The 24,012-nt window shown below is 61.7% G+C and carries 40 protein-coding genes and 1 tRNA gene; 15 read left to right on the top strand and 26 right to left on the bottom strand.

Going from position 1 to position 24,012, the window contains the following annotated elements; translation table 11 throughout:
* Window positions 1-98: 98 nt before the first annotated feature.
* Window positions 99-174, top strand: a tRNA-Phe gene (locus IHE39_RS28155).
* Window positions 175-263: 89 nt separating this feature from the next.
* On the opposite strand, the gene IHE39_RS28150 is transcribed toward IHE39_RS28155, so the two are convergent.
* From IHE39_RS28150 to IHE39_RS28135, 4 genes are all read right to left on the bottom strand, one after another.
* Window positions 264-1,394, bottom strand: coding sequence for a site-specific integrase (locus tag IHE39_RS28150; RefSeq protein WP_343070138.1), 1,131 nt, complete (start codon window positions 1,392-1,394; stop codon window positions 264-266).
* Window positions 1,395-1,410: 16 nt separating this feature from the next.
* The gene (locus IHE39_RS28145; RefSeq protein WP_192568845.1) at window positions 1,411-1,689 is read right to left on the bottom strand and encodes a hypothetical protein; all 279 of its coding nucleotides are present in this window, start codon (window positions 1,687-1,689) and stop codon (window positions 1,411-1,413) included.
* Window positions 1,689-2,102, bottom strand: coding sequence for a hypothetical protein (locus IHE39_RS28140; RefSeq protein WP_192568844.1), 414 nt, complete (start codon window positions 2,100-2,102; stop codon window positions 1,689-1,691). Before IHE39_RS28140 ends, IHE39_RS28145 begins: the two co-directional genes overlap by 1 nt.
* A 92-nt stretch (window positions 2,103-2,194) precedes the next feature.
* Window positions 2,195-2,524, bottom strand: a complete 330-nt coding sequence (locus IHE39_RS28135) for a hypothetical protein (RefSeq protein WP_192568843.1) — start codon at window positions 2,522-2,524, stop codon at window positions 2,195-2,197.
* 70 nt (window positions 2,525-2,594) lie between these two features.
* Between IHE39_RS28135 and IHE39_RS28130 the strand changes: the two genes are divergently transcribed.
* Window positions 2,595-2,903, top strand: coding sequence for a hypothetical protein (locus IHE39_RS28130; RefSeq protein ID WP_192568842.1), 309 nt, complete (start codon window positions 2,595-2,597; stop codon window positions 2,901-2,903).
* A gap of 20 nt (window positions 2,904-2,923) precedes the next feature.
* Here IHE39_RS28130 and IHE39_RS28125 read toward each other — a convergent pair whose 3' ends face one another.
* The 22 genes from IHE39_RS28125 to IHE39_RS28020 all read right to left on the bottom strand — a co-directional run bounded on the left by IHE39_RS28125 (window position 2,924) and on the right by IHE39_RS28020 (window position 15,054).
* The gene (locus IHE39_RS28125) at window positions 2,924-3,631 is read right to left on the bottom strand and encodes a hypothetical protein (RefSeq protein WP_192568841.1); all 708 of its coding nucleotides are present in this window, start codon (window positions 3,629-3,631) and stop codon (window positions 2,924-2,926) included.
* 401 nt (window positions 3,632-4,032) lie between these two features.
* Complete coding sequence (locus IHE39_RS28120) at window positions 4,033-4,443, bottom strand: helix-turn-helix domain-containing protein (protein WP_192568840.1); 411 nt, start codon at window positions 4,441-4,443, stop codon at window positions 4,033-4,035.
* Entirely contained in the window at window positions 4,443-5,570 is a 1,128-nt protein-coding gene (locus IHE39_RS28115) for an ATP-dependent DNA helicase (RefSeq protein WP_192568839.1), read from the bottom strand. The genes IHE39_RS28120 and IHE39_RS28115 overlap by 1 nt, the downstream gene beginning before the upstream one ends.
* Window positions 5,563-5,814 (bottom strand): hypothetical protein, encoded by a 252-nt coding sequence (locus IHE39_RS28110; protein ID WP_192568838.1) that lies wholly within the window; start codon window positions 5,812-5,814, stop codon window positions 5,563-5,565. The genes IHE39_RS28115 and IHE39_RS28110 overlap by 8 nt, the downstream gene beginning before the upstream one ends.
* On the bottom strand, window positions 5,814-6,533 hold the full coding sequence (locus tag IHE39_RS28105) for a hypothetical protein (RefSeq protein ID WP_192568837.1): 720 nt from the start codon (window positions 6,531-6,533) through the stop codon (window positions 5,814-5,816). The genes IHE39_RS28110 and IHE39_RS28105 overlap by 1 nt, the downstream gene beginning before the upstream one ends.
* Window positions 6,534-6,775: 242 nt before the next feature.
* Complete coding sequence (locus IHE39_RS28100) at window positions 6,776-7,219, bottom strand: hypothetical protein (RefSeq protein ID WP_192568836.1); 444 nt, start codon at window positions 7,217-7,219, stop codon at window positions 6,776-6,778.
* The gene (locus tag IHE39_RS28095) at window positions 7,219-7,929 is read right to left on the bottom strand and encodes a 3'-5' exonuclease (protein ID WP_192568835.1); all 711 of its coding nucleotides are present in this window, start codon (window positions 7,927-7,929) and stop codon (window positions 7,219-7,221) included. The genes IHE39_RS28100 and IHE39_RS28095 overlap by 1 nt, the downstream gene beginning before the upstream one ends.
* Entirely contained in the window at window positions 7,926-8,285 is a 360-nt protein-coding gene (locus IHE39_RS28090) for a hypothetical protein (protein WP_192568834.1), read from the bottom strand. The genes IHE39_RS28095 and IHE39_RS28090 overlap by 4 nt, the downstream gene beginning before the upstream one ends.
* On the bottom strand, window positions 8,282-8,431 hold the full coding sequence (locus IHE39_RS28085; protein ID WP_192568833.1) for a hypothetical protein: 150 nt from the start codon (window positions 8,429-8,431) through the stop codon (window positions 8,282-8,284). The genes IHE39_RS28090 and IHE39_RS28085 overlap by 4 nt, the downstream gene beginning before the upstream one ends.
* Entirely contained in the window at window positions 8,428-8,739 is a 312-nt protein-coding gene (locus IHE39_RS28080; RefSeq protein ID WP_192568832.1) for a hypothetical protein, read from the bottom strand. Before IHE39_RS28080 ends, IHE39_RS28085 begins: the two co-directional genes overlap by 4 nt.
* 3 nt (window positions 8,740-8,742) lie before the next feature.
* On the bottom strand, window positions 8,743-9,915 hold the full coding sequence (locus IHE39_RS28075; protein ID WP_192568831.1) for a hypothetical protein: 1,173 nt from the start codon (window positions 9,913-9,915) through the stop codon (window positions 8,743-8,745).
* Between the two features lie 29 nt (window positions 9,916-9,944).
* Entirely contained in the window at window positions 9,945-10,718 is a 774-nt protein-coding gene (locus IHE39_RS28070) for a hypothetical protein (protein ID WP_192568830.1), read from the bottom strand.
* On the bottom strand, window positions 10,705-11,658 hold the full coding sequence (locus IHE39_RS28065) for a YqaJ viral recombinase family nuclease (RefSeq protein WP_192568829.1): 954 nt from the start codon (window positions 11,656-11,658) through the stop codon (window positions 10,705-10,707). Before IHE39_RS28065 ends, IHE39_RS28070 begins: the two co-directional genes overlap by 14 nt.
* Window positions 11,655-11,951 carry a hypothetical protein gene (locus tag IHE39_RS28060; protein ID WP_192568828.1) on the bottom strand — a complete coding sequence of 99 codons (297 nt, stop codon included), beginning with the start codon at window positions 11,949-11,951 and terminating at the stop codon, window positions 11,655-11,657. Before IHE39_RS28060 ends, IHE39_RS28065 begins: the two co-directional genes overlap by 4 nt.
* Window positions 11,948-12,220 (bottom strand): hypothetical protein, encoded by a 273-nt coding sequence (locus IHE39_RS28055; protein WP_192568827.1) that lies wholly within the window; start codon window positions 12,218-12,220, stop codon window positions 11,948-11,950. Before IHE39_RS28055 ends, IHE39_RS28060 begins: the two co-directional genes overlap by 4 nt.
* Window positions 12,217-12,363 (bottom strand): hypothetical protein, encoded by a 147-nt coding sequence (locus tag IHE39_RS28050; RefSeq protein ID WP_192568826.1) that lies wholly within the window; start codon window positions 12,361-12,363, stop codon window positions 12,217-12,219. The genes IHE39_RS28055 and IHE39_RS28050 overlap by 4 nt, the downstream gene beginning before the upstream one ends.
* Complete coding sequence (locus IHE39_RS28045; protein WP_192568825.1) at window positions 12,360-12,554, bottom strand: hypothetical protein; 195 nt, start codon at window positions 12,552-12,554, stop codon at window positions 12,360-12,362. Before IHE39_RS28045 ends, IHE39_RS28050 begins: the two co-directional genes overlap by 4 nt.
* On the bottom strand, window positions 12,551-12,877 hold the full coding sequence (locus IHE39_RS28040) for a hypothetical protein (protein WP_192568824.1): 327 nt from the start codon (window positions 12,875-12,877) through the stop codon (window positions 12,551-12,553). The genes IHE39_RS28045 and IHE39_RS28040 overlap by 4 nt, the downstream gene beginning before the upstream one ends.
* Window positions 12,877-13,062 carry a hypothetical protein gene (locus IHE39_RS28035; RefSeq protein ID WP_192568823.1) on the bottom strand — a complete coding sequence of 62 codons (186 nt, stop codon included), beginning with the start codon at window positions 13,060-13,062 and terminating at the stop codon, window positions 12,877-12,879. Before IHE39_RS28035 ends, IHE39_RS28040 begins: the two co-directional genes overlap by 1 nt.
* The gene (locus IHE39_RS28030; RefSeq protein ID WP_192568822.1) at window positions 13,059-13,811 is read right to left on the bottom strand and encodes an N-6 DNA methylase; all 753 of its coding nucleotides are present in this window, start codon (window positions 13,809-13,811) and stop codon (window positions 13,059-13,061) included. The genes IHE39_RS28035 and IHE39_RS28030 overlap by 4 nt, the downstream gene beginning before the upstream one ends.
* On the bottom strand, window positions 13,811-13,966 hold the full coding sequence (locus tag IHE39_RS28025; RefSeq protein ID WP_192568821.1) for a hypothetical protein: 156 nt from the start codon (window positions 13,964-13,966) through the stop codon (window positions 13,811-13,813). Before IHE39_RS28025 ends, IHE39_RS28030 begins: the two co-directional genes overlap by 1 nt.
* 356 nt (window positions 13,967-14,322) lie before the next feature.
* Entirely contained in the window at window positions 14,323-15,054 is a 732-nt protein-coding gene (locus tag IHE39_RS28020) for an XRE family transcriptional regulator (protein WP_192568820.1), read from the bottom strand.
* 85 nt (window positions 15,055-15,139) lie between these two features.
* Here IHE39_RS28020 and IHE39_RS28015 point away from each other — a divergent pair, with 85 nt between their 5' ends.
* From IHE39_RS28015 to IHE39_RS27960, 13 genes are all read left to right on the top strand, one after another.
* Window positions 15,140-15,358 carry a helix-turn-helix domain-containing protein gene (locus IHE39_RS28015; protein WP_192568819.1) on the top strand — a complete coding sequence of 73 codons (219 nt, stop codon included), beginning with the start codon at window positions 15,140-15,142 and terminating at the stop codon, window positions 15,356-15,358.
* Between the two features lie 153 nt (window positions 15,359-15,511).
* Window positions 15,512-15,985: a hypothetical protein gene (locus IHE39_RS28010; protein WP_192568818.1), complete on the top strand. Its 474-nt coding sequence runs from the start codon at window positions 15,512-15,514 to the stop codon at window positions 15,983-15,985.
* Entirely contained in the window at window positions 15,982-16,608 is a 627-nt protein-coding gene (locus IHE39_RS28005; protein ID WP_192568817.1) for a GcrA family cell cycle regulator, read from the top strand. The genes IHE39_RS28010 and IHE39_RS28005 overlap by 4 nt, the downstream gene beginning before the upstream one ends.
* Window positions 16,605-17,108, top strand: coding sequence for a hypothetical protein (locus IHE39_RS28000; RefSeq protein WP_192568816.1), 504 nt, complete (start codon window positions 16,605-16,607; stop codon window positions 17,106-17,108). The genes IHE39_RS28005 and IHE39_RS28000 overlap by 4 nt, the downstream gene beginning before the upstream one ends.
* A gap of 220 nt (window positions 17,109-17,328) precedes the next feature.
* Window positions 17,329-17,985 (top strand): hypothetical protein, encoded by a 657-nt coding sequence (locus tag IHE39_RS27995; protein ID WP_192568815.1) that lies wholly within the window; start codon window positions 17,329-17,331, stop codon window positions 17,983-17,985.
* 23 nt (window positions 17,986-18,008) lie between these two features.
* Window positions 18,009-18,302 carry a hypothetical protein gene (locus IHE39_RS27990; protein ID WP_192568814.1) on the top strand — a complete coding sequence of 98 codons (294 nt, stop codon included), beginning with the start codon at window positions 18,009-18,011 and terminating at the stop codon, window positions 18,300-18,302.
* The gene (locus IHE39_RS31015) at window positions 18,299-18,421 is read left to right on the top strand and encodes a hypothetical protein (protein ID WP_281399417.1); all 123 of its coding nucleotides are present in this window, start codon (window positions 18,299-18,301) and stop codon (window positions 18,419-18,421) included. Before IHE39_RS27990 ends, IHE39_RS31015 begins: the two co-directional genes overlap by 4 nt.
* The gene (locus IHE39_RS30480; RefSeq protein WP_210327709.1) at window positions 18,418-19,140 is read left to right on the top strand and encodes a winged helix-turn-helix transcriptional regulator; all 723 of its coding nucleotides are present in this window, start codon (window positions 18,418-18,420) and stop codon (window positions 19,138-19,140) included. The genes IHE39_RS31015 and IHE39_RS30480 overlap by 4 nt, the downstream gene beginning before the upstream one ends.
* 142 nt (window positions 19,141-19,282) lie before the next feature.
* Window positions 19,283-19,774, top strand: coding sequence for a hypothetical protein (locus IHE39_RS27980; protein ID WP_192568813.1), 492 nt, complete (start codon window positions 19,283-19,285; stop codon window positions 19,772-19,774).
* A complete protein-coding gene (locus IHE39_RS27975) occupies window positions 19,764-19,973 on the top strand; it encodes a hypothetical protein (RefSeq protein WP_192568812.1) in 210 nt (69 codons plus the stop codon). Before IHE39_RS27980 ends, IHE39_RS27975 begins: the two co-directional genes overlap by 11 nt.
* Window positions 19,960-21,315, top strand: a complete 1,356-nt coding sequence (locus IHE39_RS27970) for a helicase HerA domain-containing protein (RefSeq protein ID WP_192568811.1) — start codon at window positions 19,960-19,962, stop codon at window positions 21,313-21,315. Before IHE39_RS27975 ends, IHE39_RS27970 begins: the two co-directional genes overlap by 14 nt.
* A complete protein-coding gene (locus IHE39_RS27965; protein WP_192568810.1) occupies window positions 21,306-22,178 on the top strand; it encodes a helix-turn-helix domain-containing protein in 873 nt (290 codons plus the stop codon). Before IHE39_RS27970 ends, IHE39_RS27965 begins: the two co-directional genes overlap by 10 nt.
* The gene (locus IHE39_RS27960; RefSeq protein WP_192568809.1) at window positions 22,175-24,010 is read left to right on the top strand and encodes a ParB/RepB/Spo0J family partition protein; all 1,836 of its coding nucleotides are present in this window, start codon (window positions 22,175-22,177) and stop codon (window positions 24,008-24,010) included. Before IHE39_RS27965 ends, IHE39_RS27960 begins: the two co-directional genes overlap by 4 nt.
* Window positions 24,011-24,012: the final 2 nt, after the last annotated feature.

Below are 24,012 nucleotides of genomic sequence, written 5' to 3'. Positions count from 1 at the left end.
CAGCGGCAAATCTCGTGTTATAACCCACCCGCTTTCAAGGGTGCAGCGCACCACTCAAGGCATCCGGATCAAGGCTTCTGGCCCGATCCTGGAACTAGGCCCAGATAGCTCAGTTGGTAGAGCAGCGGATTGAAAATCCGCGTGTCCGTGGTTCGAATCCGCGTCTGGGCACCACTCCTTTTTCACCCCACTGATAACACTCGATTTTATCGCCTTTTTTCCCGAACAGAATCACATCGGGCAAAAGGTTAGGGCAAATCTGTTCAAGCTCTGTTCCGAGCCAGCTTCGTCATCGCTGCCGTTGCCAGCTTCTTTTGGTCCGCCGAACGCGTGTAACGGGTGACCTCTTTTTCGGTCTGGTGACCCGAAATCGACATGATCTGCTTGGTGCTGCATCCCAGCTCGGCGAGCACAGATAGCCCGGCCTTGCGAAGGCCATGAGCACTGCACTGCGGCAGCTTGGCCTCATCGCACCACTGCCGCATCTTGTTACCGAATCCAGCACTGGTGAAACCGCGGCCGAACGCGGTGACGAGGAATGTCAGATCACCGATCGGGCTTTTTTCGACGATTTCCCAGAGGTGCGGGATGACCGGGACATCGAGTGTGACCGGATTCCGCTTCCGTCCCTTGAATTGGGTGAACACAAGAGTTCGCTCGAATTCGTCTTCCTGCGGGTCAGGGTTGATTCGGACGTGCTGTTTTCCGAACAGGATGACATCGGAGCGCCGCTGCATCGTGAAAAGCAGGAGCGCGAGGGCCAACCTGGCCTTGGTTCCTATCGGATGCTTGGCCTCGTATTGGCGGACCTCTTCAATCGACCAGCTATGGAAGCCATCCGGGTTGTTGCTGTCGAGGTATCCGACATCCTTTGCCGGGTTCCTCTCCATCAGCGAATCGCCGTTTTCGCCTTCTTCTTCGACAGCAAAGGCGAAGACCTGCCGCAACGCCTTGACACGACCGTTGGCGGCTTCCGGTAGATCAAGCTTGCGATCGCGCAGCGCCTTGATCGCCTTTGGTGAAAGCCGCTCAAGCGGGAACTCCGAAAACAGCACCTCTGATCCGGGCTCGACTGGCTCCTCAAGACAGTGCTCCAGGATCTGGCGGCGGACACGCTGGGTATCCTTTCCGAGGAGCCTGAAATTGGCGCTCTCGAAGTACGTCATGCATAGCCAACGCAGGGTGTTCTTCCGAACCTCCGCCAGCTTAGCCGTTGTAAACCTCGGAGCCGGCCGCAAAAGCCCGGCCTTGGCATCCTGATACGACTGCAGGAACTCGTCGGAACCAAACTCACCCTTTAACACGATGCGCGGCCCCGGCTTTTTCCGGTAGTAGTACCGAACCGTTTGGTGCCGATCGACTTCGCGACACACGTTCTTGAGCTTCAGGCTCACAATCATGTCCGACCCTTCAGGCACGCACTTTGCTCCAGGGATCGTCTTCGGGCTTCTGTTCGTCGTCACCCTGCTGCGCGCCCTCGCCATTAGACGGCAACTTTTCGAATGCGCAGTCAAGCTGCAGCCGATCCCAGCGCACCGCACCCTTTAGCTTCTTGGCGTCTGGCATCTGACCAAGCTTGACGAGATCATCGAACAATGTGGTGCCTATACCGAGATATGCCGCGGCCTCTTCGCGGCTGAGACCGCGCGGTACCAGCGTTGGTGGCATCAAGATGGTACGCCTGGCCATCAGTCATAGCCCTCGAGCCAGAGCCGATATGCCTTCTCGATCGGACGGAATACCTGGGCGGAGCGGGGCTCGTGATCGAGATCGACACGGCTCTCGATGCTACAGACCTTTTTTATCCAGGCCTCAGCTTGGTCGGCCGACGAGATTTCCTCACCGTATTTGTGCTTGGCAAAGGTCCAGAATCCCTTTTCGCCCCCAATGATTGCGGCGGTGCGGGCCAGCGGGCCGCCTTTGCGCTCTGATTGACCTGAGGTCGCCTTTTCGGGAATCGAGTTTACCGACTTCGATTTTGTCTCCGGCGCCGACGATCCCTCGTCTGAGGCGGCCGGACGCGATTCCTCGCTCTTGGCTTGAGGCAAACGGGAGGCCGGTTCCACTATGTCGACGACGAGCTCGTCGCCCTCGACCCTCATCCGCCAGCCCTTGGCGTCGCCGGCGTCGTCGCCAAGCAGAGCCTCGATGGCCTCAGGTATGAGCCACGAATAGCGATGGACGAGTACCGGCTTCAAAACCCGACCTCTTCGAAGAAGGCGTCGAGGCCAGCTGGCTTTTCAGGTGCCAGGAAGAACGGCTTGATGCATGTGTCCCAATGCATATTGAGACGCATCGACAACGTGTCGCGAACTGCCCGCATCCGGAAGATGTTCAATTCGTCGCCGGTGCGTGTGATGCGGCGCTCCCACTTGTGGATCTTGCGCCAGTAGCGGCGGTGCTGCTTGCGCGTTGCTTCCGGCAAGGTCCGGAAGCACTTCCCGCAAATGATCTCGCTAGATTTGCCGTCATCGGCGAAGGTGCGCCGGCAGCGCGGATTGATGCATGGGATCCGCTCAGACATGGTGCCACCATGCCCGCTTGTGCGCCGTATATCTCAGATGTACGCCTAAGCCAGAAACAGGAGATGTAGATTGACCTACTACCAAACGCTTGGAATTTCTGGCGCTGACATTGCAGGCGCGACGGCCTTGGCCGTGATTCATGACTTGAAGGTGAACGGCAATAGCCTCGATGGGCTGCCTCAAATTCTGGTGTCCACGGGGAAGGCAGGTGGTTTCCAAGTCAAAATGAAATGGGGCGATAGCGAAACTGGTTTCTCGCTTTCCGACAGTGAGGCCAAATCTGCGGTCGCCCAGATGAAGGCATCTCGGGCCCATGATCCGGCAATTTTCGATCGAGTTCAGGAAGCCCTCGCCAGCCTCGAAGGCAGAGCGCGATAAGCCAGACAGTTTCCGCTGGCTCATGGTGCCACCTCGTCGATGTTCCGACGCTCAACGGCGAAGGTGGTCACGGTCACCCATGGGTTGACGTACCAGCCGTAGCCGCGCTCGGCGTTGAGGCTGTTCCACAATTCAGCGAATGCTGGTCGCGCCGCCGGCAGCATTTCCGTTCTGCCAGCGTTCGTCTCAAAGCATGTGTAGCCCTTGCCGTTAGACCAAGCTCCTTCGGCAATCGCATCCGCCTCGCTGATCTCTTGAAGGCGCTGCACACGGACGTCGGTCACGGTGAGGGTAAGGCGCGACGCCCAGCGCGGCATGTGAATGCCTGGCCGCCATTTGGGTATGCTACGGTCCCATCCGCACCTGAAGATCGCAGCGTCATGGTCGTCGTCGGGGCGAAGCATCTGCTCGACGCCTTCGCTGCAACGGTAGGCCGTCCGGGGAACAATCGCATGCGCCTCGCGGACATAGAGACGGTCGCCGACGCCGAACCGCGGCGAGTAATGGTGGTCGACGAAGTGCCTACCCTTCGGCCGCGTGAGGAACTGGCCAGCACCGCCCTTCATCTCGAAGAACGGGACCCCTGTATCCCTATCGAAACCGACACGGACGAACTCGACGACCTTGTCGACACCGGCGAAGTCGATGATCCGACGCGTCTGCGTCTTCCTGTCAGCTAGCAGGGCGCGGACCATGGGCCCGGAAAAGAGGATGGGGCGGTCAGCCATGGCCGCACCCTCCGACCTCAGATGGAACGATGTGGGCAATGGCCGGTTTGGTTTTCAAGAGCCAACGAGGAGCACGCCAAATGGCTGGACCGAAAAAGCCTATCCCAGACGAAGACATGCCGAACCCGCTGCCGTCGCCAGAGCCGGAGCGAGAGCCTAGACCAATCGATGAGCCGGACCCTGACCGTCTGCCAGATGAGGAACCTTTGCCTAATCCAGACGAGGTTCGGGTGCCGCCGATGCAAGCCGCAACCCGGCCTCGGCCGGTGCCCGATCCCGGTCCACCGACACCTCCGGGCCCCTCACCCGATCCCGGACCAGAACCAAACCCGGTTCCGACAAGATTCGTTTCGCGCCTTATGAGGCGGAGGCTAATCATTTCGCTAGCGCGGCGGCAGAGGTCATCGTCTCGAACATGAAATCCCCCTCACCCGGAGCGCGTGCAAAATGGTGGAGTTGTCGCGGCAGAACATCTGTCCGAGCTTAGGCAGGCTGATCTTCGGATAGGCGATCTTGACCGCTGCGATGGCATCGAAACGGGCCTCGATGATGTACCGCGACCTCGCCGGCGACTTGATGTCCCCAACGGATACGCGGTGCCAGGCCGCGACGCGCTCGATGAGCTCCAGCGCCGGCGCCTTGTATGGACGGGGGATATTGGCAAGGGTCTGGTAGAGTTCGTAGTCGAGCGCCGCGGTTCGCGCCGCCTTCACTTGGGCATCGCGCCGGAGCTGCTCGATGGCATTGGCTACCCACTGGGCGGCCTCGTGGTGCCGGATCTTTGAGGCGTCGTGGAAGGAACCGAGCAGCATCACATCACCACCGTGATTTTCTCGGCCGCACGCGTCAGGCCTGTGTAGAGCCAGCGCGCGCGGTCGGATTGAAAGGAGGCGCTCTCGTCGAACAGGCAGACGGTCTCCCACTGGGAGCCCTGGGCCTTGTGCACAGTGAGTGCGTAGCCGTAGTCGAACTGCTGGGTGCCGTTGAGTTCCTTCCATGGGATCTCGTTTCCGGCGCCCTCGAAGAACTCTTTCCGGACCTTGATCTCGACTGGTGGCGACTTCTCGAAGTCGAGCGAGGCGACGTGCATCCGGATGCAGTGGTCGTTGAGATGGCCTTTCCGGAGCTTCAGTAGTTCCTCGACCTTCCAGAGGCCGCCGTTGAATAGGCCCTTTTCGCGGTCGTTCTTCAGACAGACCAGTTGATCGCCGACCTCCGGCATGGGGCCGGTGCGGCCATGGAGAACGCGCATCCGGAAATTGTAGGCGGATCGGGTTTTGTTCAGACCAACCAGCAACTGGTCGGCTTCTATGACGTCGTCCTGGGTAAGATCGGCACGACAGATCACGCAGCTGACACCATAGATGCCGTACTGGAGTCGGCCACCTTCGCGGATCGTAGTCGCCATCTGGACGATAGGATTCTCGGCGGCCTGACGATGGATCTCGGTCAGCATCACATCGGGATCGGCCTCGGTGAAGAATCCGCCACCCTTGACCGGTGGCAACTGCGCCGGATCCCCGAGAACCAGAATAGGGACACCAAACGACAGCAGATCCTTGCCGATCTCCTCGTCGACCATCGAGCATTCGTCGATGACAAACAGAGCGGCATCACCGAGGTCGTCGACATCCTTCACAACGAATTTCTTGACGCCGGTCTCCGGATTGAAGTCGACGTTGTAGATCGTGGCGTGGATCGTCATCGCACCGCGGCAACCGTTCTTGCGCATCACCATTGCGGCCTTGCCGGTGTAAGCGGCGTAATGGACGGCACCCTTGAGACCATCGGCGAAGTAACGCGCCAGCGTGGTTTTCCCGGTGCCGGCGTAACCGAAGACGCGGAAGACTTGCTTGCGATCGAGGCCGCTGCCGTACCAACGCGCCACCGCATCGAGCGCGGATGCCTGCTGGGGCGACCACTGACGAAAGTCAGCCATCTCGTCCCCCGCGCTGTTGGTTGCGCTTGATCAAGCGCGATATCTGGGCGTCGAACTTGCCGACGTCGAAACCTCCACGGACGATCTTGATGATGTCGGTCTCGGTCATGCTCCGGCGCTGACTGCGGGTCCGGAGGACAACGCCCAACAGCCCCATGATCACGATGAAGACGATCAGCAGGATGATCAGGGTACCGAGGAACGACCAGAACGACGACAACGCGACTGCGAGAAAGTAGCCCATCAGAACCGCTCCATTTCTTTACGCCAGGCATCGGGATCGTGAGTGGACGCCGCCGATGTCGGCGCCGATGATGTCGAGGCCTTTGCGGCGCGCTTGCTGACCTCAAGACGCGCGGTGTGGACGTCGTCCTCGCGGTTCGGATCCGACGGCATGCTCGACTTGTTCAGGATCCAATCGAGGTATTTGTCTGGAACGTCGGACCAGCGCTTTCCGAAGTGCTCGCCAAATCCGACCTTGATCAAGGTGACCGGCCTCCCCGTCATCTCGATCAGGGTTTCGGGTTGATAGATCTTGAGGAGGTCGAGCAGGATGTGGGCAGTCACCCAGGTATCGGGGCCGGCGCGGTGCGACGGCTGGCTGCGGTCATCACCGAGGCAGAGGCCCCGCTCGTACCGGATCGAGCTGTTGCCATGGGATTGCATATCCGGCCAGGCTGTCCGTGCCGCCTTGAAAGTGCAGATCCACGGCCGATCGGTTCCGATGAAGCGGCTATCGAAGGCCGAGTTGTGGGCGCACAAGATATCGGCGCCGGCGCGGACATGCTGCTTCGCCTGGGACGGCGATATCCCGCTCGCGGCCTGCTCATCCGTGATGTGATGGACGGCCATCGCCGGAAACGAGATCGCCATACCAGGATTGACGAGGACGCTTTGGGGACCGCGTTCGATCTCCCAGCCGGTTGGGAACAGGCGAACATCGGTCCAGCCGACCTCGACCATCTCGCAGGGATCATCGATGCCAGTGGTTTCGGTATCGACGACGCGGATCAGGGTGAATGGCTCAGCCATTTGCCCCTCCAGACGCCGCGACCTCGCGGAGACGAGCGGCTCGCCGTTCCTTGAACATCTCCCGGACCAACCCCAGGCTGAATGTGTGGGGGAGATCGTCCAGCGAGGCCGCCCAAGCGCCTAGCTCTGTCGGCGTCGGGTTCTCAGGCATATCGAGAATGTCGATTTTCGGCTTATCCACGGCCTTGCTCCCGCATGGTGCGAAGGAAGCTGTCGCGGGCGCCGGTCTCGATCCGTTTCATCATGCCGTCGAAGTCCGGGCGCTCAGCCATGGCCGCCGAGGCACCGAGCACCATCGAGAGAGCGATGAAGCAAGCGGCTGTGTTCCTGCCTTGGAGTACCGCCCCAAGCTCGTTGGCAATATCGACGGCCTCGGCGCCGATGTCGGACGGGTCTAAGCTCGTCTTGGCAACCGGCGTCGAAGCCACATTTATGAGTCCGACGAGGAGGGCAGTGATCTCGAAGACCGTGCTGTCGTCGCGCTGGTGGTTGGGATCGATGACACAGATTTCACTGCCGTCGGCATCCGCGATCGTGGTGCTGTCGTCGACATGGGTCTGGACCGGCAACTTGATGCCGAGTTCGGCGAGCCGTACGATGATTGCTGAGAGCCTCATCAGAAGCGCTCTGGAACCGAGGCTTCGACTTCGTCGACGATGACGATCGACGCTTGTTTTCCGGACAGACCTTCCGGCGGTTCCGTGGCATGCAGCGGCGGCGTCTTCGAGTAGTGAACGCGTGCGGTGGGTAGCGCGCCGGCGGCGTGAAGCCGACGGAAGATCTCGAGGGCGGCACGTGCGTCGCCGCCGGCGGTATGGACGGCTTTATGATCGATGCCGAAATGGGCGCAGACATCAGATAGCGAAGGGAAACCGCCTTTGCCGGAGGCCTTCTTGATCTTCAGCGCCGTCGAGGCGCGCATGACGCAGATGTTCGGGGTCTGCTCGAACCTGTCATCGAGGCCGGCACGGCGGAGTTCGCCGCGCATTTGCTTGCAGTCGAACTGGGCATTGAAGGCGACGATGACGTAGCCGGCGTCGATGACCCGGACATACTGGTCGAGGACGTCGAGAACATCGGCGCCGTTCTCGGCAAGGAACTCGTCGGTGAGCCCGTTTACCGCAAACGCGTCGGGCTCCATCTTCCAGCCGTCGGGCCGGACGTACAGATCAATGGCACGCTCTTCCCGGAGCTGCTCGTCGACCAGGATGATGCCGAGATGGGCAAGACGTGGCTGAGACGGATCGTCGGCGGGGACCGGAACGCCGGCGGCATCCTTGAAACGAAAGAGGCCGTTTGTTTCTGTATCGATGACAGCGTACTTCATTTGGGGTCGGGCTCCGGTGATTGGTGCATGTCGATGACAGCCGCCTCCGGATCGAGCTCGATCCGGAAGCCGGCCAGCGCCATTGCGAGGGTGAAAAGCGTCAGGGGATGCGTAATCGCGCGCTGTTCGCCTTCGAGGATCCGTTCGGCTAGATCGATGGCGCCTGGCACGCTGACAGGCCCGCAGATCAGATTGCCTTGCTCGTTGGCCAAAAGCAGGTCGCCGGCGGCATAGGGAACATCGACGACGCCATCTTTGGTCATATTCGGTATGGTGCCCGGCCCCGCCGCTGACATCAGCTGACGCATCCCGGCGCGATAAGTGTCGATGCTGACCGCTTCGATTTCCTGGGTCATTTTTCCCTCACGACCTTGATCTTCCTGATGAGAGCGGGGTGCTGTTTCTCGGCCTCGGCCCGCGCGGCCTTGGCATCAGCGGCGTCGAAATCGATGGAGAGGCCATCCTTGAAGTGGACGCGGAACGTCACAACCGCGGCACTCATGATGCGATCCTCGGCCGTTCGACACGACCTCGGGGGACCAGACGGCCTTCGGCATCGGAACTGCGTTCGCCGCCACCTTCGTATTCGGCGCGTTTTGCGGCGTCGGCGAGCTGGCCGAACTTACCGGCCTCGTCCCCTCGCCGATCGATCCCGAATGTTCCCGCGATCGCGCGACGGACACCCTGCAGGAGGTCGAGCTGGTTCTGCAGCTCGTCGATCTGGGGATCGAGAACAGCACGGACGTACTCGATGCTGCCCGTTTCCGTGGCCTCTGGGAGCCCGAGGCCAAACCGTGAGGTCTGGGACATCGATCAGTCCTCCGAACCAGGTTCGGGGCTGTTGTCGCCATCTTTGGCGGCTTCGTCATTGTAGCCGGCCAGCCAGGCGTCACGTTCCGCACCTTCCCTGAACGGATTGGCCTTGCGGTTCATGTTCTTGCGATAGGCGGCGCGGCCCTTGCGGTTGGCATCCGCGATGAGATCGCCGTCGTCCGACTCGGGGGAGGAGTCGGACGACGGCTGCTGCCCGGTGGCCGCAGGGCCAGCCTTACCGGGCTTGTCGGAGGCGGCGGGGGACGAACCAGCCTCCGATTTCTTGGCCGCATCGGCGGCATTCTTGTTCTTGTCGACATCGTCGCCGGCGAGCTTGTCCAGCTTGCCTTTCAGAGTCGCAGGCTCATCACCCTTCTGCTTCGGAGACGGGAACACCTCGTCGACGTTCGTGTCGCCATTTTTGACGCCCTGGTACATCGTGAAGAGGTCGGCCAATTCATCGAGACCGATCTCTTCGAGGCCAGCAACGTTGATCGCGGCGAAGACACGTTCGGCTGTTACACCGAGACCGAGCAGCGCTTTCATTGCGTCACCGCGGCGCTCCGCCAAGGTGGTAACATCTCCACGGATGACCTTCTCGGCATGCTCGTAGGCCTGCCGCCAGACCGCTTTCGGGACGCCTTTGAGGATCGCCTCGCGCATGCCGATTGAGGCCGCCGCATTGCCGGCGGTCATGACCATGTCGAGGCTGTAGACACCACCATCACGCTTCGCGATCGCCTTGCGCGTCCTTGCCGTCCGCTTCAAGCCCGTTTCGAGGTCGTGAAAGATGCCTTCGGATTCGACGTACTTTTCGATCCGGTCGATATGAACGACACGGGAAGCGCAGTGGCAGTTGCCCCACTGACTGGCGATGATCTCGGCGAGCCTGATGCTGGGACCGCGAATGGTCTTGCCGTCGCGCGGCACCGCATACACGCATTCCTTCGCGGTCTGCTCGTCCAGCATGACGAGCTCGGTAATGTTGCGCATCACCGTGGAGACGGAGCGCGGAAATGACCTCGCCGTGACGACGTCCTGATTGAGCTCGGCCATCGCGAGTTGGACCGCAAGGCTCTGATTGCCGGCCTGGTAGCTGGCTGGCAGATTCCCGGGCTGAACGATTTCACCGGTTTCGCGGTCGTGCGCCGGCGTACGCGTTGGGGTGTTCATCGCATTGGTCTCCTATTGCCGGGGCTCGATCAGCCGCGGAACTGGGTTTTGGTATCTGGGAAGATCTCGACGCCGGCGATCGGTGCGGTATCGCGGTTGGCGCGGACGTGGGCACGGACTGCCTTCTCGATGTCGGTGATCGAGAAATGGGCGCGCAGCTTGTTGAGATCGATCTTGGCGGCTTCGACGATGCGGAAATCCCACTTCGTCACACGGCTGATCGTGCCGCCTTCGGTCCGCGTCGGGCCGCTGCCGGCGGACAACGCTGCGTTCTCGAGCACTGCGGCGCGGTGCTCGGCGTCCGACGCTTCCTTCAGCACGACATCGCTCATCACGCCGTGGCTGGATGCCGCCGCTTCTTCGAGCTTGCGCTGCGCCTCCTGGCGGGCCTGTTCGGCCACCTCGGCGGCCTTGCGGCGTTCCTCGGCGCGTTTGGCCTCATCGTAGGTACCGACCAGCTGTTGGAACGCGGTCTTGATCTTGTCCGGACGGGTGGCAAGCGTCTGGAAGAAGCCGTTCGTTTCGGCGACCTCATCGCGCAGCGGCTTCGTTGTCGCCAGCTTGGTCTCATCGAGCCGTTTCCCGAGCTTGTGGGCATCGAGGCCGAGCTTGGTCAGCTGGTCGCGCTGTTCGTCGGTTGTGACCGTGGGCGGGGTCCCGAGGGCATCGCGTGCCGCGTTCGCTTGGTTGGCGAGGTCCTCGACCTCGTCGATGAGCCCAACGAACCGGTCTTTCAGGATGTCGGTAACCGAGGCAAGGTTGTGCCCTGGCCCGGCGATGGATGGGGCGTCATAAACTTCCACTATGGATCTCCTGTGGTTTGACGCGCAGCACGCGCGTCTTGATCGGTTCGCCGAAATCTCCGGTACGTACCGAGGATCGGGCGGTGATCTGCCAGTTCACGGTCTGGCCGATCTCGGCGGTGCCGAGGGCGTAGATGATCTGGGGCCGGATCCGATCCGCGACGGCGGCGTTCTCAGCCACCTTTGCTTTCGCGTCGACGTAGATGCCGACGAGTTCATCGATATCCTGACGATCGGTGAGATCCCGGCGTTCCGGCATGCTGTTGCGGTAGATGTCGAGCACCACGGGCCCGTCGCGCTGCCAGTCCGGCTCCGGTTCCTGGCCGCTGTTGACCATCGCCCAGAACATCCCGACCTTCTCGACGAGGCGGTTCCAGAGCTTGAGAACGATCGGGATATCGATGACGTGCAGCTTCAGGGTGCCGCGCACGGTCAGGACAACAAGCGCGACGCATGCCCATGGGCAACCGGTCAGCTGCGCCTCGGTGATGGTCTGAACCGCGATCCAGAGCGGCGGCACCACTTCGCCGCTATCAGGATCCAGCCAGTACTTCTCGAAGGCATCCTGAGAAACCGTCTTGATCTGCATGTTGCCGGTGCCGAAGCGATCCGGCCTGACAAGAAAGGCATCTGGTGTCGCCCCGATCCGACGTTCGGGGTCGCGGTAATAGGCGCGGTCGTTCTCATAGGTGACGGTCCATTCCGGGTACCGCTTCCTGACCATCTCGACGACGACAGGCTCCATGAGGTTGCCGCGTTCCATCGCCTCGCTTTCCTCCTCGTCGGGAGAAAGCCGGCCGGTCTTTTCGGCCCAGAGTTCGTATGGGGTCCGGTAGGGATCGACACCGAAGAGCGTGCCGGCGACGCTGGCGGTGACGTCAACGCCACGGGCAGCAAGCCAGGCCGAGCGATCCGCGGGGCGGATTATCTGGATGGTCATGCCGCCCTGCCCGATCCGCGCTTGTTGCGCTGCCGCCATTCGCCGTTCGGAACCGCGCGGCAGAGGTAGGACCTAATGCTGGATTTCGGCACCTGCCGGCCCAATGCTGCAAAGATCGCATCGACGTCAGGGTTGTCAGCGAAAGCTGCCAGCACGCGCTGGCGCTGCGTCATGATACGGGTAAGGCCAAGGCTAGCGACATTGGCGGCGTCGAGCGCCGCCGGCAGCCCAGCGCTGTGCAGCATGTCGCGGACTTCGCTGTCGGTGAAGCGGGTGAACGGGCTCTCCATCACGCCCACCCTTCAAGAAACTTGACGAGCGCCCCATAGACCTGGTCGCGTTCTTCATCGCGGTTGGGCCAGCCTTCGATTTCGGCCGCCATCTTCGCCGCGTCGAGCAACTGCTCGACAACATCAGTACCGAAAGGGCCAGACATAGAGCCGTCGCCTTCACGGGCGTAGCGCAGCAACTCGGCCAGCGCGTCGGCCGCCTGCGATGCAGCTGCAATCGCGAGATCGCGTTTCCTGGTCTCGACTTCTGTGGTCGGGGCGATGTCGATCATGGCCGCACCTGCCGGCGGATATGGCACTGGCCGAGCCGGCGCCAGAAGGCCTCGTACCGATCGGCGTCGACCGGATCGGCGAATTTCTGCTCGAACATCGGGGACGGCGGCATCGTCAGCGCGAAGATGGTGATCTGGATCATGGCTTCGCCTCGCCGATGACGGGCGCGCGGTATCCGAGGCGGACCTCGAAGGTTCGGATCAGCTCTTCGACTTGGCGATCCTTGTTGAAGCGCTGGCGCTTCGCCCAATTGAGGATGGTGAAGGCGTCGTCGGCGAGCTCGTGGAGCTGCTGGTCCGAAAGCCGCGGGGTCATCTCTGGGGCGGCCGTCATGACAACGCGACCGCAAACAAGGCGGCGACAACGACGGCGCCGGCGCCCAGACTGAGCCAGCCGATGACTGAAAACATCGATTGGGCTTCGAAGGGTGGGCAGTCGTCGGCATCAGCGATCGCGAGCTCGGGAAAGTCGAGTTCAAGCTCGAGATCGAGATCGGTAGCGAGTTCGTAATCGAGCGGGGGCGCCTCGATCTGGGAATAGACCTTTCCGCGCCTGGCCATCTCATCGACGTAGCGGGCCGACGAGATCACCCGGAAATCTGCCCAGGCGCGAAGCTGGCTATCGGATACATGCGAGAGATCGGCGAGCTCGCTCATCAGAACGTTTCCTCGAGGCGGGAGATTTGGTCACGCAGCTCGGTGACGCGGCGTTTCGCTGCAGGCAGCTCGACGGCGCGCCGCTGGAAGTCGTCGATCATGTCGGCGCAGGCCTCAGCGCGTTCGGCGAGTTCGAGGCTGCTGCGGAGATCGTCGAGACTGGGGATGATCGAGGGCGCGTTCATGCCGCCTCCCCTGGGATCACCACGATACAGGTGTTGACGTCGGTGCCACTGGCGCGGAACGAGCCCTCGGGCAGCCTAGAGATCGTACCGCCTCTATGGTCAACGAGCGCCCGGAAGCCGATTGTCTTGGCACTGCTGCGAAACATGACGCCCGCCGACATCACGGACACCAAGCGGCCGTCCGGTTTCAGGAACTGCAGGGCATGGAGAACGTGGTCGATGTCCGCCTGCGCCGGAGCAAACGGTGGGTTCATAACGACGCGGTTGAACGAGGCCGTCGGCTCGATGGTCAAAAAATCAGCAACGTGGACAACGAAATTGCCAAGCTTTGCAGCTCGCTTTTCATCAACTTCGAAGGCTGTGACTTTGCCACCACAAGCGTCAGCAGCATGGGCTAGGTTCCCTATGCCGGCACTTGGCTCGAGGACGGACATGCCGCGGTTGATGTCGGCGAGCTCGACCACTCGTTGGACCACGGTCGGTGGCGAGTCGAATTGCCCCATGTCCTGCGGTCGCACGATCTCACCGGTCAGAATGATGGGCTCGACCTGGTCGGCGGCATCGCCTTCCGGGAACACGTGGGCTTTCGCGGCACGGTTCCACTTTCCGCCGGCGGCCTCGATCACCTTCGCGGTGTCGGCATAGAGCTTGCGGTCCAGGGCACCGGCTAGCGTCATGCGGGGACCGTCGAAGCTGGCAGCGCTCAGCACGGCGAGCACGCTCTCGCTGATCTTGGTGACGCGGGCCATCAAAACCCACCTTTGATCGCGTCGGCGACGCAAGCGGACAGAACCAGCCAGCTCGCCGGGAAGATCAGGAAAGCGAAGAGCAGCTTTCCGAGGTCGGACAGCAGTCCGGCCAGGTCGTCGGTTTCGGGGTCACGTCGTGGTGCTGGGTTTGGCATCGGATTTCTCCTCTGCCCCATAGCCTTCCCCAAAACGGGAAAGTCGTCAAGCCATTAAAACCCATATTGGGGAATATTTTTTAGACCCCAATCGCCCCGAAAAGGCAAACATGCGCGCGCGTAAACTCCGAAATTGAATCGTAGAGCCACAACGCAGTGGGTGCGTCAGCACCCACACGGCACAGCAGCGGGACACGGAATCGGTGAAGGTTTCGCGCTAGGTTCGAACGTAGAGAGAACCTAGAAACGTAGAGCTATAGCTTGAAGGTTTATATCTGTCTTCCGCGCGATTGCGCGACGGCGAGCGCGCGCGGGTGAACCGCGCGCAGCCACTTGTCAAGAACGGCAGATCGAAATCAGAGGTGGATTTTCTGACCTTCGTCGAGGTCAAAGATCGCTTTACCGAACAGGCTATAAGATCCGGTCACATAGGCGATGATGCGGATCTCTTCGCCTTCGACGATGCCGTCCTTCGGGATCATGATCGGCTTGTGGTGGGGGTTCGTCGACTCCGGCAGCAGGGCGACGCCGGTAGGCTCTTCCCAGTACCGTTTGATGGTGCGCTCCCGCTCCTGGCCACCGAAGCGCATGCGCTCAACCACTACGATATCGCCGGTTTCGATCGGCCGGTAATGAGCCACGAAGTCCACGTAGTCGACACCCACGGCGAACATGCCGTCGTGGATCCCAGCCTTGTTCATGGAATCACCGAGGACCTGCCAGACATACTGCCTGGCGCGCCGGTACCGAGGATCCGGAGAGATCGCGACAGCCTGGGGCTCGTGGTTGGCATGCAGCTCAACATCGACGAAGACGCCGGCCTGCGTTGTGCCGGCGAAGGGCAGGAAGTTGGCGCCGATCGGCGCCGAGGGCAGTTCGTCATCACCTGACCACTCGTCGTCGTCAGAGATCACCAACTGGACAGGGACACCGAACGCCCGCGATGCTCGCAGAATGTAATCTTCGTTGAGGCGCCGCTCCCCGCGCTCGAGCTTGATGTACTGGCCGCGCGAGATCGCCATAGCGGCCGCGGCATCATCGTGCGTCATCCCTTTGGATTCGCGGATTTTTTTGAGCTGATTACCCATAACGGGATTTCTACCATGCACCACAGGTGCGAGCCTTCCCCAAAATCTGCTTGCAATCTTTCCCATTATGGGGAAGTCTATAGGAATGAAACTTTCCGATTTCATCGAGCAGAATGGTTTGACCCACGAACAGATGGCCGAACGTGTCGGCGATTGTTCGGTTTCCGGCCTTCGAAAGTGGCTTCGCGGCGAACGCGTGCCCAGGCCCGATCAAATGAGGAAAATTACTGAAATAACGAATGGGCAGGTCAGCCCTAATGATTTTTATGACCTGAACCCTGCGACCCCTGAGGTCACCGGGTGATGTTGTCCGCAGCTTCTACACCGCTCCGCATTTCCCGCTGGCATCTCGCCGGCTTGGTGGGCCCCTCGCTTTCCCAGTTGGTGGTGGCTCGGTGTTTTTCGTCTGTCCGTTCATCGCGTTTCTCCAAGTCCGTCGCTGGATGGAGAGATAGCAATGAACGGTTCGGACCTCTCGGAAAGCTCTTCGGAGCGCTCAGAATTATTTTCGGAGCGCCGATGCCAGGGCGGTCGCATCATGTCTAGCGTAGCGATCGCCCAAGGCCTCACACGCGACATCGCCGGCATCATCGCGCCGAATGGGAACTGGAAAGACCAGATCTCGGCGGTCTATGAAGGCCTGACCAACAAGGAATTCTCTCATCGTCTGAAGGACCTGACTTGGAACCGCGTCAAATCGTGGTTTTATGGCGAAGCCCGTCGGGCCGACTATCACGAAGTTCTCGCGCTGCAGGAACTGCGCGCGATCCAGGAGGCCAGACGTGCCAAGCTTAAACTCGCCGCCACGGCGAACATTCTGGCAGCTCATCTTGCCGCGGAAGGCGCGCCGCTGGATGGCCACCAAATGCGTGCTCTGGGCCGACTCGCTGGCGCACTGGATCTATCCGGAACTGGCGGAGACGCCAGATGACGGCTTGGATCTACATGGACAGGAAGGCGAAGGAAGCCGCCGTCCAGCCTCTTCTGGCGAAGGGTCTCACCTATAGCGCCATTGCGGAACGCCTTGGTGCGACGTCCAGGAGCGCCATCGGCACCATTGCGGCATCGTTGCGCGCCAAGGGCGCGTTGAAACTGAAGCCACGGACTCCGGGCCCGGAGCCAAAGGCGGCGCGTGCCAAACGTGCCGGCAAGGCTCCAGCAAAAGGAACACCACGGGCCACAGCGCCGAAGCGGGACAAGGTCCTGCGGAAAAGCGCCGCCGGTACCGTCGAGGCCGCCCCAATGCGCGGCCCCAACAATCCCCACCCCTTCGATTTCAAGGCCCGAGCCGAGCAGCGGGCCGCTTCGCCTGGTGTCGTCATCGCCACCAAGAACGCCTTCGATCCGATTCCCGGCGTGCTCCCAGTCCATTTCGCGGTGAACACCGGCTGCAAGTGGCCGGTCGACGGGATCGAAGGCAAAGGCCTGCTGTGCTGCGGCGCCGATAAAGAGCCCGAACGCAGCTACTGCGGCGCACATCAACGGCTTTCCCATGCCGAATACAGCCAACGCCAGCGCGCCGAGCTCCGCTCGGCTGAAAGGAAGTTCGCGTGACCGCGATTCATGAACGTCCAAACCGGGCATCTTCCAAAGAAGCGGCCTCTTTCGTCGAGGAGTTCGATCGCCTCGAGCAGATCCGAGAGGAAAAGCTCCGGCTCCTCGACGCCGATTTCAAGGTGAAGAAGCGGGCGATCCAGAAGGAAGTCGATGCCGATCAGAAGACGCTGCTCGCCGACGCCAAGAAGCAGGGCGTCAACAAGGGCATCATCCGAGCGATTACCGACGCCCAGAAGATCAAGCGCAAGGCCGAAGCCATGCTTGAACGCGCCGAGGGCAAGGTCGACGATCTCGAGGATGACGACCGCGAGTTCGCAGTCGATATCCGGACCGCCCTTGGTGACGACTTCGCCAACTTCGGGCTCGGCGCCGCGGCAGTTGCCCGCGAGGAAGCCGACCCTGAGAAGCAGGACGAGACCACGGCCGCGGTGGTCAACGCCGTTAAGAATTCGATGAGCGACGAAGACTGGGACAAGGCTGCGCTGCAGCCGAACTGATCCGCGCGAGCGGACCGAGAAGGGGCGGCGGTTTTAACGACGCCATGGGTGCTGCTGGCAAAGCCGAGAAACGTCAACGTGCAGCGCCCTGACCGGGTCCCAAAACCCGGTCGCCCCGATCAACGGAGTGGCCGCTTGTAGGTAGCAGCCGACCGTCCAAACGACTGGAAACCTTCTGACCAGGCCGGGAAAGCAGCGGCCATCAATTTACGAGGCTATGATGACGACCCCGCGCATTCTTGCAATCGATGCCGCCGCGCATTTCGGCTGGGCATATGGTCCGATCGGCGAGACCCCTAGATCAGGTTCACAGTTCTTCGCGAAGTCCGGCGCCGGCGCCAGTTACGCCAACGTCATGTTGGGCGCGATGCGGTGGACAACCGAATTCCTGACCACTTATCCGGCGGATTATGTGGTCGTCGAACGGGCCCTCCCCGACACCGGCGTCAAGCACACCACCAATTACGAAACCTCGGAAATGAAAAACGGGCTGATCGGCGTCATCGTTGCGACGTCGCGTCTGCTCGGGGTTCGTAACCGCGACCTGGTCGTCAAGGAAGAACGTGGGGAGCATCGCCTTTGGCTCTCCACGGTCCGCTCAAAGTTCCTGCCGAAGAAGCCCAAGGATGACGTCGCCAAACCTTTGGTGCGTCAGAAGTGCATCGATCTCAGCTGGGTGACCCCGGAAGAGGCCGAGGCCGACAAGGGCTTCGATCGCACCGATGCGCTGGCGATCTGGTACTGCGGTTGCCTCCTCGTCGATCCGAAGAATGCACCGCCTGTCGATCCGCTGTTCCTGGCCGCAGAGCGACGGAAGCGTGAGGCCGAGCGTCTCGCCGATCGCTATGCGAAGCCAGCAATCCCGGAGCGGTTCTGATGGATTGGGATCCTCGTCCAGGGATGCTTGTCATCTGCGTCGATGACGCCAAGCAAAACGCGCTTGGCGTCAAGGAGATCGTCCGAGGGCATGTCTACACGGTTCGCGCAGTCACCGAGCCCGACGTTCTCCTGTTGACGATTTTCGGCCGGCCACTCGACGAGCTCGGAATATTGCTCGTCGAGGTCCTCCGTCCCTCCAACGACCCCGAACTCGGTGAGATCCCCTTCGGAGCGTATCGGTTCAGGCCGGTCGATGAGAAGCGCCTCGCGGTCCTCAGAAAGGCTCAGGCTCCAACCGATGAGGTCTTGGCATGACCCGTCCGCTTGGCGGCCGAGTCCGCCGCACCAACAATCTCCCACCCGCGCTCTGCATCATGCTGTTCGTGGCATCGGTCGCGTTCATCACGTTCGTGATCTTCGGTGGTGCGAGATGAAACGCGTCATCGTCCTCGCGCCATCACGTGACATCGAGCATTCGCTGCGCTCCGCTGCCGAAGATGCCGGCTTCGAATCCGACGGCCAGCCACTCCCACCAGAATTTTGCTCCGCGCTCTACCGGGATCCCGATGCCATCGGTGTGATCCGAGCCACCTATTCAAGCTTCGCGGCATTGACCTGTCGGAATTACCGCAAAGCTGGTGTCCGCAACATCCTGTTCGTGTTGCTCGACAAGCAGGAGGCACATCCCGGTCCGATGTCGCTGATCTTGAGATGCGGCGCCGACGACGTCCAGCCGGCGCCGATCGACCGCAACGAGTTCATGGCCCGCCTCAAGATGCTGGCGCGGCGCGGCGTCTACAACGACCACCTCATCATCCAGATGCCTGGCTGCGTCCTCGATGCCGAAACCGGGAACGTCGAGGGCGGCGGCAAGAAGCAGCACCTCACCACTACGGAAGCCAGGGTGATGATGGCGCTGGCCCGGGAGCCCGAACGCGCGCTGTCAAAGGACGAGCTCATGGACCGCCTCTACGGCGGCGAGGACGAGCCGGAACGGAAGATCATCGATGTCCTGATCTGCAAGTTGAGACGGAAGCTCGTCGAGATGAACGGCGGCCTGGATGTCGTCGAGACCGTCTGGGGCCGCGGCTACCGGTTCGTGCCCAAGGGTTTCGAACCGCGGTACCGGAAAAATGTGAGGGCGCCACGATGACAAGTTTCAAGATCTCGATCGGCATCAGCAACGTGTGTGCGCTGCCTTTCGCCGTCAGCTACGAACGTGACTTGGCCTGGGGGGACACCAGCGTGGCTTTCCATGCCGGACCGCTCGTCATCGCTTTCACATGGCAATGGCCATGAGGGAGGTCCGCGACATCCTCGCAGAGGCGATGCGCCGCGAACGCCTCGGCTTGATCCGGCCGCTCTGGGAAGACTGGATTCGGTTCGACAACGATGGTGGCTGCGAGCAAGTCAGGCTCCGTGCCGACCATTTGATCCGCCTTCTCTCCGAGCTCGGCATCACACTCGTCCAGACCGGGGAGCCGCAGTCGACGACGCGACCCGACAACCCAGTATTCTGGCGGTGGAAGATCAACGGGCAGAACGCGGAGCGCATCGCCCGGGCCGGTGCCAACGGCATCGAGGTAGCCAAGCTCGACGCCGGCACCGAGACTGTCCAGCTCACCTTTGGTCTCGCCGAAGCTCACGATCTCGCGAACCGCGGTCTCTCCGGCGATCGCGACCTCATCAAAGAAACCGGCGTCATCACCAAGTTGTCCGCCGCGCTCGAGGCCTACCGCGTCGGCGCCGCCATCCTCGCCGCCCCGGAGATTCGCGATGCGCAGTGAGCTCGCAGCTGTTGGTCTTGCCTGGGAACAAATGATCGACGGCTTGGCATCATCGCAGGTCGGCGCGCTGCGCGCCATGGCCGACCGGATGGCCACCGAGCTCGACGATGAAGCTCGTGATGACATCGAGGGCGCCAAAGATTGGCGGGACCTCACCGCAACCCGATCAGCAAGGGAGGTTTCTGATGCTGCATGCTGAAATCAGACAAACACCGGAGCGTCCGATTAGCCGGGCGTTCGGGCTCGTGTTTCCGAAACCTGAGGATATGGCCAAGTTGAGCCCAGCCGATCGGCGTCTTGGCTCTCTGCTTGCCGCGGAAAGCGGCGTCGGCAACGTCACCATCCCTGATCGTGAAACCGCACCGGCAGGCCAAGCCAAATCCGCAGATGTCGTGATGGGCGCTACCGAACTCGGCGAGATCATCGGAATCGATCTCGCCCGACTTCTCGATGGTCGCATGCTGGTGCAGGGAACCTCGGGGGCCGGCAAATCCTGGACGCTTCGCCGGCTGATCGAACAAACCCACGGCCGGGTCCAGCAGATCATCATCGACCCCGAAGGAGAGTTCAAATCCATCGCGGAACGCTACGGCCATTTTCATGTCGAAGCGCATAAGCTCGACACCGCCGCGCTCGCGCTGCTCGGCGCTCGGATCCGGGCCCATCGGCTATCCGTCCTCATCGACATGTCCGAGTTGGATCGAGAAGGCCAGTTGCAGGCGATCGCTGCATTCTTTGAATCCCTGATCAATGCGCCGCGCGCCCACTGGCATCCCTGCCTTGTGTTTGTCGACGAGGCTCATCTCTTCGCTCCCTTCGGCGGACAGTCAACCGCGGCGACGTCGGTCCGAAAGGCAGCCATTGGTGCCGTCACAGATTTGATGAGCCGAGGCCGCAAGCGTGGTCTCTGCGGGATCCTGGCGACGCAACGCCTGGCTCGCATGGCGAAGTCTGTCGTTTCCGAGATGCACAACTTCGTCGTCGGATTGAACACCCTCGATCTCGACATCCGACGTGCCGCCGAAACGATTGGTTGGGATGCCAGCAAGGCATTCGATAGGTTGCCCATGCTGGAACCCGGCGACTTCGTTGCCGTCGGGCCGGCATTTTCGAGATCCCCTGCAGTGCTCCGCGTCGGCGGCGTCGAAACCCACCATCGCGGCGCCAGACCAGCGCTCAGTGCTCCAGACGATATCGACGCAGAGGAGGCCGCGCAGCTGCTCGACCTCGAGGCGCTTATGGAGGCCTCCGCCGAGGATGACGAAATCCGGGACGAGAACGCGCTGATCCCAAGCCTCAAGGCGATCCGGGCATTCATCCGCGATCCCGCGTTTGCCGTTGCTGGCAGGATCTATGCGGAGTTGAAGGCGATCGCACCCAGCGGCGCCCGTGTATCGGACATGCCAGCGGGACTGCAGAGCACCGCCGAAGATATCGCCGCGGGCCTCGCCTTGCTGGACCAGTTCGGTGCTCTCGAATTCATGGGTGACGGCGAGGATCGCGCCGCCCGTATCGAGAAAGGCATGCTGGCATGTCTTTGACACCGGTTTCATTCGCGCGGCCGACAATTCCAGAGCCCCGGCTTTCCAAGCCGTACGTTCCCGGCAAGCACAGCAGCCGTTTTTGGACTGACGCCGAACGCGAGATCATTCGCGAGCATTTTCCAAAGGGTGGTTGTGCGGCTTGCCTAGCCCATCTCGGTTCTCACCGCACACCGAGCGGTGTCTACCAGGTCGCGCACAAGATGGGTCTCAGTGCTCCCGCTGGAACCGGGTCCGACAAGTCAACGGTGAGGTCCGCGAAGATCGATGTGCCTGCCGGCTTCGATGACGCACTGCGGGCCTTCTATCAAAACGGCGACGGCAAGAAGCGTGGGGAATGCAACGCCTTTGCAGACAAGTGGCAGCTCCCACGCTGGTGGGTAACGAAGCGCGCGACCGCGCTGTGTCTTGTGATGCCGCACAAGAAGGAACCGCAATGGACTGCGGCCGAGCTCGCGCTGATGTCGAAAGTGCCGTTGCATAATCCCGAAAGATGCGCCGAAATCTTCCGGGAACATGGCTTCAAACGATCACCGACGTCGATCATCGTGAAAGCCAAACGCCTCAGTTTGTCCCGCCGTGCGACCCGCGAAGAGCTCTCGGCCACGCAAGCGGCGAAGCTGCTCGGCATCGACGGGAAAACGATGACCCGCTGGATCATCGAATGGGGTCTGCCGGCAACAAAACGTGTCGACAAAAGGTTGCCCCAGCAGGGCGGCAGTTCCTGGGACATCAAGCCCGCAGACCTCCGCCGCTTCATCATCGACCACCTCGAGCACATCGATCTCCGCAAGGTCGAGAAGTTCGCGTTCGTTGCGCTTGTCGCCGACGAGCTCCCCACCGACGAAAGGAACCCGAAATGACCGGTACAATCAGCATGACCGTGGATCTCGTCGACTTGATGCCCGACGATGCCATCAACGCCCGCCGCACCCGCAATGACGAAGGCATCGACGAGCTCAAGGCTTCGATCCGTGCCCATGGCGTCGCGCAATCGCTACGCGTCCGCCGTGGTGACGACGGCAAATACAAGATCATCGCCGGCAGCCGCCGGCACCGCGTGCTCTGCGAGCTCGCCGTCGACGGCGATAGCGCCGCCGGTGTCCCGGTCGACGATTGCTTCCAGGTCCCGGTCCTGATCGGTGAGGACGACGACACCACCGCCCGCGAGATCAGCCAGGCCGAGAACTTCATCCGCCTCCCCCAGCATGAGGCCGATACCTACGAAACCTTCCGCGAGCTCGCCGACCGCGGTCTCGACGAAGGGCAGATTGCCAGCCGTTTCGGCATCGATCCCAAGCGGGTGAAGCGGATGCTGGCGTTGGGGAGGCTGTCGCCAGTGATCCTTGATGCCTGGCGCTCAGGCATATTCAACGAGCGCGGGAGCGGCGTCGAGACCGTTCGCGCCTTTACATTGGCGCCGTCGATCGCGGAGCAGGAGCGCGTCTTCAACAAGCTGACGAAGGATCGCAATCTGCACAGCCATGCAGTCATGCGCGCGTTCGGCGGCGCCGACGACGATATCAAGAAGTGGGTCAAGATCGCCGGCCTCGACGCCTACAAGGCGGCCGGCGGCGCGGTAACCACTGATCTATTCGGTGATGACCACATCGTGGCCGACAAAGCCCTGATGCATCGTGTCGCTGAAGAATCGATCAAGGCAAAGCTTGACGGGCTGAAGGCAGAAGGCTGGTCCTGGGTCAGCACCAACTCCGACCTAGGCTATTACTGGGAGCACAGTTGGAAGCGCGAGAAACCCGGCGACGGCCAGGCGACGGCTGACGAAAAGAAGCTGATCAAGAAACTTGAAAAGGCGGTGGCCAAGGGAACCGACGGCACTGCCGGTGAACTCGCTCGCCTTCAAACCGCGATCGCCGGCCGGCAGTGGACGCCTGATCAGCTCGCCAAAGCCGGTAGCGTCGTCAAGATCGGCTATCATGGTGACGTCGAGATCGTGCGCGGCGTCGTGAAACCGCAAGCGGAGAAGAAGGCGTCATCAGCGTCCGACGAGCCGAAGGAGAAGGGTCCGCCGACGATCTCGAATGCACTGCATCAGCGTCTGAGCGCGCAGGCCACGCTGGCGGTGCGCCAGGCGCTACAGCAAGAGCCGCGCGTAGGTTTGGTTGCGCTGCTCGCCGGCTTCATCACGCATCGTCATCTGCACACCGACAGTCCGGTCCGCGTCTATCATGAAGGGTTTGCCAAGGTGCGCGGCGAGGACAAGGAGACATTTGCCAGCGTGTTCTCGCGTCTGTCCGTGATGTCGGACCAGGAGCTGTTTCAGGTGGCGGCCGGGTGCGCCGGCGACGCCGTGCACATGGAAAGACCTCACAACGGCAAGCTGCCCTTCGATAGCAACGCGGCGCCGCTCGCCGCTTCGATCCAGCCCGACCTACTGACCACCGCGTTGCGCGCGACGTTCGACGCACCTGATTACTTCGGTGGCGCATCGAAGCCCTTCGTGATCGAGGCCATCCGCGAAGCCATCAATGACGACGAGGCCCGCAAGGCCGAGAAGCTGAAGAAGGCCGAGCTCGTCGAGTTCGCGCTTGCGAACGTCCCGCAGACAGGCTGGCTTCCACCCGAGCTGCGCGCCCCGACCTACTCCGGTCCGGGTAAGCGGCCGGCCATCGTTGCCCCAACCCTCGATGACGATCCCGACTTCGCCGAGATCACCGAGGAAGAGGTCGCCTGATC

The organism is Aminobacter carboxidus, from assembly GCF_014863355.1.
Classification (GTDB): domain Bacteria; phylum Pseudomonadota; class Alphaproteobacteria; order Rhizobiales; family Rhizobiaceae; genus Aminobacter; species Aminobacter carboxidus.
This window is presented reverse-complemented; position numbering and strand designations above follow the sequence as displayed.